At 34.9% G+C, this 6890-nt stretch carries 5 protein-coding genes; all 5 read left to right on the top strand.

Features of this window, described 5'->3' with window-relative positions; genetic code table 11:
- Positions 1 to 1665: 1665 nt before the first annotated feature.
- Genes tssB through tssG form a run of 5 tightly spaced genes read left to right on the top strand, consistent with a single transcriptional unit; the run spans position 1666 to position 6886 of the window.
- Complete coding sequence (gene tssB / locus ACYUCW_RS03245; RefSeq protein WP_460408202.1) at positions 1666 to 2166, top strand: type VI secretion system contractile sheath small subunit; 501 nt, start codon at positions 1666 to 1668, stop codon at positions 2164 to 2166.
- Positions 2167 to 2186: 20 nt separating this feature from the next.
- Positions 2187 to 3665 (top strand): type VI secretion system contractile sheath large subunit, encoded by a 1479-nt coding sequence (tssC, locus tag ACYUCW_RS03240; protein ID WP_460408201.1) that lies wholly within the window; start codon positions 2187 to 2189, stop codon positions 3663 to 3665.
- Positions 3666 to 3670: 5 nt separating this feature from the next.
- Positions 3671 to 4102 (top strand): type VI secretion system baseplate subunit TssE, encoded by a 432-nt coding sequence (tssE, locus tag ACYUCW_RS03235; protein WP_004244624.1) that lies wholly within the window; start codon positions 3671 to 3673, stop codon positions 4100 to 4102.
- 7 nt (positions 4103 to 4109) lie between these two features.
- The gene (gene tssF / locus ACYUCW_RS03230; protein ID WP_161742120.1) at positions 4110 to 5885 is read left to right on the top strand and encodes a type VI secretion system baseplate subunit TssF; all 1776 of its coding nucleotides are present in this window, start codon (positions 4110 to 4112) and stop codon (positions 5883 to 5885) included.
- Positions 5849 to 6886: a type VI secretion system baseplate subunit TssG gene (gene tssG, locus ACYUCW_RS03225; protein WP_004244621.1), complete on the top strand. Its 1038-nt coding sequence runs from the start codon at positions 5849 to 5851 to the stop codon at positions 6884 to 6886. The genes tssF and tssG overlap by 37 nt, the downstream gene beginning before the upstream one ends.
- Positions 6887 to 6890 lie beyond the last annotated feature (4 nt).

The following is a 6890-nucleotide window of genomic DNA, read 5'->3' as shown; positions in this document are numbered from 1 at the left end:
AAAGTGTTTATCAGCATAAAATATGATGAATAAATAGACAAATTGCTCGCAACCCAAGAAACACTATGTACATAAAAATATATTTTGTAACAGAAATGTTAAATCAAAAATAGCGCATATAATCCATTGATTTTAAAGTATTAAAAATTAATCACATTGAATTATACTGTCCTTTTTCCATGAGCAGTCCAAATTGGTCAATATATTTAGCTGTTAAGCTCAATTTAATTAAAATATCATGCTAATTAAGCCACTATTTTTATTTAACACACTCAATATGCGTATATTTCAGTCTTATTTTTACGTACCAATACTCATTTTATGGAGGCTAATTATAAAACTATACAATGAACAAGTAGAAAATAAGGATAGGAAGACACAAAAGTTTTAGTTTAACTATCTTGGTCTTTACTTATTGATGATAAAGATATGCTGTTATTCCAGTATAAATTAAGAAGCGATGCTCATTACAGTAGCAATATTGAGAGAAGATTTTTCATATCATATTAGGGTAAAGATCTATTTGAGCCATATTAGTATTTATCCTTGATTGAAATAGGTAATCCTCTTATTTGATAACAATAAAGATATCTCTATAGTTATTTAGCTATTTATGGTTAGTCTTTTTTGGCTTATAGCACCATCTTCTTACTCACTATAAGAGATACATCGTACTAAAAAATTAAAAATCCATTTATTAAAGCAGAATATTTCTCAGATCATACCCTTAAGTTAAACCAAATATAGCTGTATTATATTTGCAATTCTGTTGCCATAAAAAACTAATTCACACCTAAATAGTTTCATTACGTTTTTATTTTTTATCATATACTCGTTATATATATGTTATTTTTAATATATCAATATGTAGCGTCACAAAGGGCTTTAAAACCTATTATTCCCTCTGATTTTCTAACACGTTATGTTCCTATGAATAAATTGATATCCCAAAAAAAACCTCTTTATTACTCCTAAATCAAGATTAACGCCTTAACTAAAAGCACTATAACACATTGAAAATAAAGCAAAATATAAAAGTATCGCCAATATCCTAAAAGGCTTATTTAATATGTATCCATCATCGTGCTACAAATATAATGAGTAAAAGCTAACTTATCCTAAAATTGAAATAACCTTTCAAGCAAAATAGATAAAATAAGTAATTATGCTAGAAAAAGATGAAATTATATTACTAATTGTAAAATATGAACTTAGCTCACAGAATTTTATAAATTAATATATTCTATATTTATTAAATTGAGTTTAATTAATATTGCAATTAGCTATATCATTTAGATACTCATTATTAGAGTAACCACCGAATAAGTTAGCTTTCATAATTATAGTCAAACTTATTTCTTATCCCGATAAGATGCCCTATTGATACTGCTCTCAGCTTATTTAATATAAAAATAAGAACTCATATAATAAATTACCTATTGACCCTAAGTTAATTTTGTATATCATGACCAAAACTAAAAAATAAACTTTGTACAATATTAAACATATTTAAACACCTTACTGGGAAAAGAATTCTTAACGCAGAGCCTGTTTTGTTCTGTGTAGGGAAGTGCATGCTCTAAATTTATTATTAATTTTTAATTTAGGCATTTTATTTATGGAATTAAGAAGTTATTGCATACTCATACAAGGAGCTTAACTTAAATGAGTAAGAAAAATCTCGGTAGTGTTGCCCCTAAAGAAAGGATTAATATTAAATATACGCCAAATACTGGCGGAGCTCAGGCTGAAGTCGAACTTCCATTGAATATGTTGATTGCTGGGGATATGAAAGGTAAAACGGAAGAGACCCCCATTGAAGATCGCAAAGCGATTTCAGTCAATCAAAACAACTTCAATTCTGTTATGGAAAGTGCTGGCATTAATTTAAATATTAATGTTCGCAATACCTTAGAAGAAAGCAGTGATTCAGAGCTTAATGTTAACCTTGATGTGAAATCTTTACAGGATTTCTCTCCTGATAGTATCGCTCGCCAAGTGCCCGAATTAAATAAACTTCTCGAATTGCGTGAAGCTTTAGTTGCATTAAAAGGTCCTCTAGGCAATGTCCCAGCTTTTAGAAAGCGTCTTCAAGAACTACTTGAAAATCAAGAAACTCGCGAACAGCTTCTAAAAGAGCTCGATATTGCTGCTAATCAAAAATAATGTTTATAGAGGATTATTTCATGTCACTAAATGCAGAAGCTCAAGAGCAACAAGCCCCCGCATCTACAGGCTCTTTGCTTGATGAAATTATGGCTCAATCACGTATGTCTCCAGAAACAGAAGCATACGATATTGCCAAACAAGGTGTTGCTGCTTTTATTAGTAATATTTTCGCCAGTGAATCTGAAGACCAACAGATCAATCGATTATTAATCGATAAAATGCTTGTTGAACTTGATAATAAACTAAGTACTCAAGTTGACGAAATTCTTCACGCGCCTAAATTTCAAGAAATTGAAGCTTCGTGGCGTTCTTTAAAATTACTCGTTGATCGCACTGATTTTAGAGAAAATATTAAGATCAATATTCTTCATGCAACTAAAGAAGAGTTATTAGAAGATTTTGAATTTTCTCCAGAAATTGTTCAATCAGGCTTCTATCAACACGTCTACTCTTCAGGATACGGCCAATTTGGTGGTGAACCTGTTGCAACAGTTATTGGTAACTACGCCTTTAACAATACTGCGCCAGATATGAAGTTAATGCAGTATGTTAGTACTGTTGGTGCAATGGCACACGCGCCATTCCTATCATCTGTTTCACCTAATTTCTTTGGTATTAATAGCTACGCTGAACTGCCGGCAATTAAAGATCTAAAATCTGTTTTTGAAGGCCCTGCACACACTAAATGGCGCTCACTGCGTGAAGCAGAAGATTCCCGTTATTTAGGATTAACAGCACCGCGTTTCTTATTACGTTTGCCATACTCTCCAACAGAAAACCCTGTAAAAATGTTTAACTATTCAGAAAATGTTAAACAAGACCATGAGCACTATTTATGGGGTAATACCGCATTCTTATTAGCAAGCTGTATTAATGATAGTTTTGCAAAATATCGTTGGTGTCCAAACATTATTGGCCCACAAAGTGGCGGTACAGTTAATGATCTTCCTGTGCATATTTTTGAAGCGATGGGTGAATTACAAACTAAGATCCCAACTGAAGTTTTAGTTACCGATCGTAGAGAATTTGAACTAGCAGAAGAAGGCTTTATCACGCTGACCATGCGTAAAGGCAGTGATAATGCTGCATTCTTCTCAGCAAACTCGGTTCAAAAACCAAAAGTCTTCCCAAATACTCCTGAAGGCAAATTGGCAGAGACTAACTATAAGTTAGGAACTCAATTGCCATACATGTTTATTATCAATCGCTTAGCTCATTATATAAAAGTATTGCAACGTGAACAGATTGGCTCACGGAAAGAGCGTCAAGATCTGGAGCGTGAACTCAATATTTGGCTTAAGCAATATGTCGCAGATCAAGAAAACCCACCAGCAGATGTTCGTAGTAAACGTCCATTGCGTTCAGCTGAAATCAAAGTACTTGATGTTGATGGCGATCCAGGTTGGTACCAAGTCGCTATTCAAGTTCGCCCACATTTTAAATATATGGGTGCAAACTTTGAATTATCACTTGTTGGTCGTCTTGATAAAGAGTAACGGTGATGGCATCCAATTATGGCTGGCAGGCTAATGCTGGCGCCAGCTTATTTGAACGGATCCGAGGGAAAAACTTAGGTTTTTCCCATCGTTCGCGAACAAATACACTCATTGAATCAATAAAACAGAATTTAAATTACATCTTAAATGCTAGACCTGATGGTTGCCAAGGAACGCCACCCTTAGGGATCCCTGATTTAAATGATGCGACTCAATCTACGGTTGATTTTAAATCTCACCTAGAAGATAGCATTAGTAGTTGCATTATTGCGTATGAACCACGGATCAGCAAAGTTGTAGTGAAATTTCTTGAAGAAGATGCAGATAGTTTATCTTTACAATTTAATATTAATGCTTTTATTGATTTAGAAAATAAGCAGCAACTTATTGAATTTAATGTGTATTTAGATAATAACCGTAGATATCAGCTTAAATAGCATTAATATGTCATCAAAATCCTACTTTACCAATGAATCAGAATACTTAAATGAGCTGACTGAGCAAGTTGCCAAAGAAAAACCGCAACTTGTTAATTTGCTTTCGCACAATGTTAAAGATCCTGATACTTCGCGGATTATGGATGGGCTATCTTATTTATCGGGTAATTTACGCCAGCAAATAGATAGACAATTTCCTGAGTTAACTAACAGTTTAGCCAATATGCTTTGGCCAAACTACGCGCGCCCTGTGCCAAGCATGACGATTGTTGAATATCATCCTAATTATGCTCAGTGCCAACACGCAACAAAAATTTCAGCAGGACAACCTTTTAGTGCCACTCCACTTTATGTGCAAAGTGAGGAAACAAACCACGAGACGTTATTTCAATGTCGATTTAGTCAAAGTCGCGACCTCTGGTTAATGCCGACAAAAATCAGTAACATTTTGCAGCAAACAACCGCCATTGAAATAACATTTGAGTTAGCAACAAAACAGCCACTTGCCAATATTGGCTTAGATAAATTGTGTTTTTACTTAAATGGTGCGCCATTTACTACAAATCAGCTCTATTTTTTATTAAGCCAGCATGTGCAGAGTGCCTCTTTAGTCACAGATGTACATACGCTACCTCTTACTCACTTTTCAGTTACGCCTGTTGGTTTTCAAAAGCAGGATGCCTTACTTCCATACCCGAAAAATAGCTATGATGGCTATCGTATACTGCAAGAGTTTTTCTGTTTTCCTGAAGCCTTTCTCTTTCTAGATATTCATGGTTTGGATGACATTCCTTTGGCTATCGAAGCAGAGCAATTCAAACTGGTGATCAATTTTGATCTAGAAATTCCTGATGGCGTTATTCTTTACGACGACAGTATTAAACTTAATTGCACCCCTATTGTGAATTTATTTCCTATTGATAGTGAAGCAATAAATTTGACGGGGAAAAATGAGGAGTATGTTTTAAGTCCTAATTACCAACTTACTGAATGTTTTGATATTTTTTCGATTAATGAGGTTAGAGGGTTACGTTATCCTAATGATGCTAAACCTTATCCGATCACCTATACAGCATTTGAAAGTTTTTATCATCAAAACCATCAGACTCAAAATCATGGCTATTACCGTTTAAAGATAAGTCAAAATGAGCAGTTATACGGCTATTCCCATCGACTTTCTTTTGTTCGTCAGCAAGAGCCTCAGTTACAACAGTGTGAAGAAACCGTTTCTGTTGCACTCAACTGTACTAACCGCTATATCGCTTCCCAGTTATCGACGCGTTCTATCGATTTAGATAGTGCATCAATGCCTTATGGGGCTTTATCTGCTAAGAATTTATTCGCACCAACACTGCCTTTATATCCATTATTAGATAAAACATTATATTGGTCTGAATTAACTAATTTATCTTTAAATTATCAGTCTTTGCTCAATCTTGATTCATTAAAAAAAATATTACAACTCTATGATTTACCGTCTGTTTATAACACACAGGTTGCAAGGCAATCACAAAAACGCCTAGATGCATTAGTTGATTTACATTCAGAGCATATTGAGCATATCTACAAAGGGCTTCCTGTTCGTGGTCTGAAGACAACTTTAGTTGTTCATCAAAATGCGTTTCTTTCGGAAGGAAGTTTATTCCTATTTTGTACCGTTATCGCTCAATTTTTCACCTTATATACCAGCATTAATATGTTTCATGAGTTGGAAGTTATTAACCTTGATAATAAGGAAGTTTATCGATGGCCAGCACAAATCAACCAGCACATACTGAAGTAATCGATCGTTGGCTGGAACAAGCTGGCTCATCGGTAACAGAGTATAATTTTTATCAACTCGTTGAATTGTTAAATAAAATAATTCATCAAGATGTCAACTCGATGGAGGATGACAGCGGTATTCTTCGCTTTAAATCTTATTCAAATATTGCATTTCCGACGCGAGATGTCATTTCCATTGAAAAAAATAATGTCGAACAATATGAATTAGAAGTCGCTTTTTTAGGCTTACAAGGAAGTCAGTCCCCCCTACCAGGCTATTATCTGGATGAGTTTGCTTGGGAAGATGCACAACAGATAGAAGGTATCTCCGCTTTTCTCGATATCTTCAATCATCGTCTGATAGCGTTACTTTATCGGATCTGGCGCAAATATCGTTACTACATTTGCTTTGAAAATGAAGGTCAGGATTCATTTTCACAATATATGTTTTCTCTCGTTGGATTAGGCAATGGAGCTAATCGCGGTCGGATCAAAATCAACCATAGCAAAATGCTCGCTTATGCTGGTCTTTTGGCGAGTCCAAGTCGCTCTTCTGATGTGATTAGTAGTCTTATATCTCACTGTTTCGACTTAGAAAATGTAAAAGTAATTGGTTGGGAGACACGCCGTGTTCCTATTCCTGAATCACAACAAAACAAGTTAGGTACGATTTCTCATCAATCCGGACAAAAATCTCGCCCACGAATGTTATTAGGGGAAAATTTTAGTCTGGGCTCACACATATATGACTGCAATGGAAAATGCACCATCGAAATCAGTGAATTAAGTTTAGAACGCTATATGCGTTTTTTACCTAACGGCAGTGATTTCGCACCATTAGTTGCCTTTGTTTCTTACATTTTTCATGAGCAATTAGCTTGGGATTTACGTCTTAGCATTGCTGAAAAGCAAGCCGAAGGGTTCCGTTTGGGTCACCAACAACACAACCAATTAGGCTGGCAAAGCTTTTTAGGTCAACCCGCAAAGAAACCGGATGTCACCATTACGGTATTGGAATAAAGAG

It is taken from the genome of Proteus sp. MB838, assembly GCF_054767435.1.
Note: the sequence above shows the minus strand (reverse complement) of the source record. Positions and strands in the feature narration are given on the sequence as shown.

What these genes read in the sequence shown, in the direction of transcription:
- tssB (WP_460408202.1), top strand. Translation starts at nt 1,666, where the DNA reads ATGAGTAAGAAAAATCTCGGTAGTGTTGCCCCTAAAGAAAGGATTAAT.
- tssF (WP_161742120.1), top strand. Translation starts at nt 4,110, where the DNA reads ATGTCATCAAAATCCTACTTTACCAATGAATCAGAATACTTAAATGAG.
- tssG (WP_004244621.1), top strand. Translation starts at nt 5,849, where the DNA reads ATGGCCAGCACAAATCAACCAGCACATACTGAAGTAATCGATCGTTGG.
- tssE (WP_004244624.1), top strand. Translation starts at nt 3,671, where the DNA reads ATGGCATCCAATTATGGCTGGCAGGCTAATGCTGGCGCCAGCTTATTT.
- tssC (WP_460408201.1), top strand. Translation starts at nt 2,187, where the DNA reads ATGTCACTAAATGCAGAAGCTCAAGAGCAACAAGCCCCCGCATCTACA.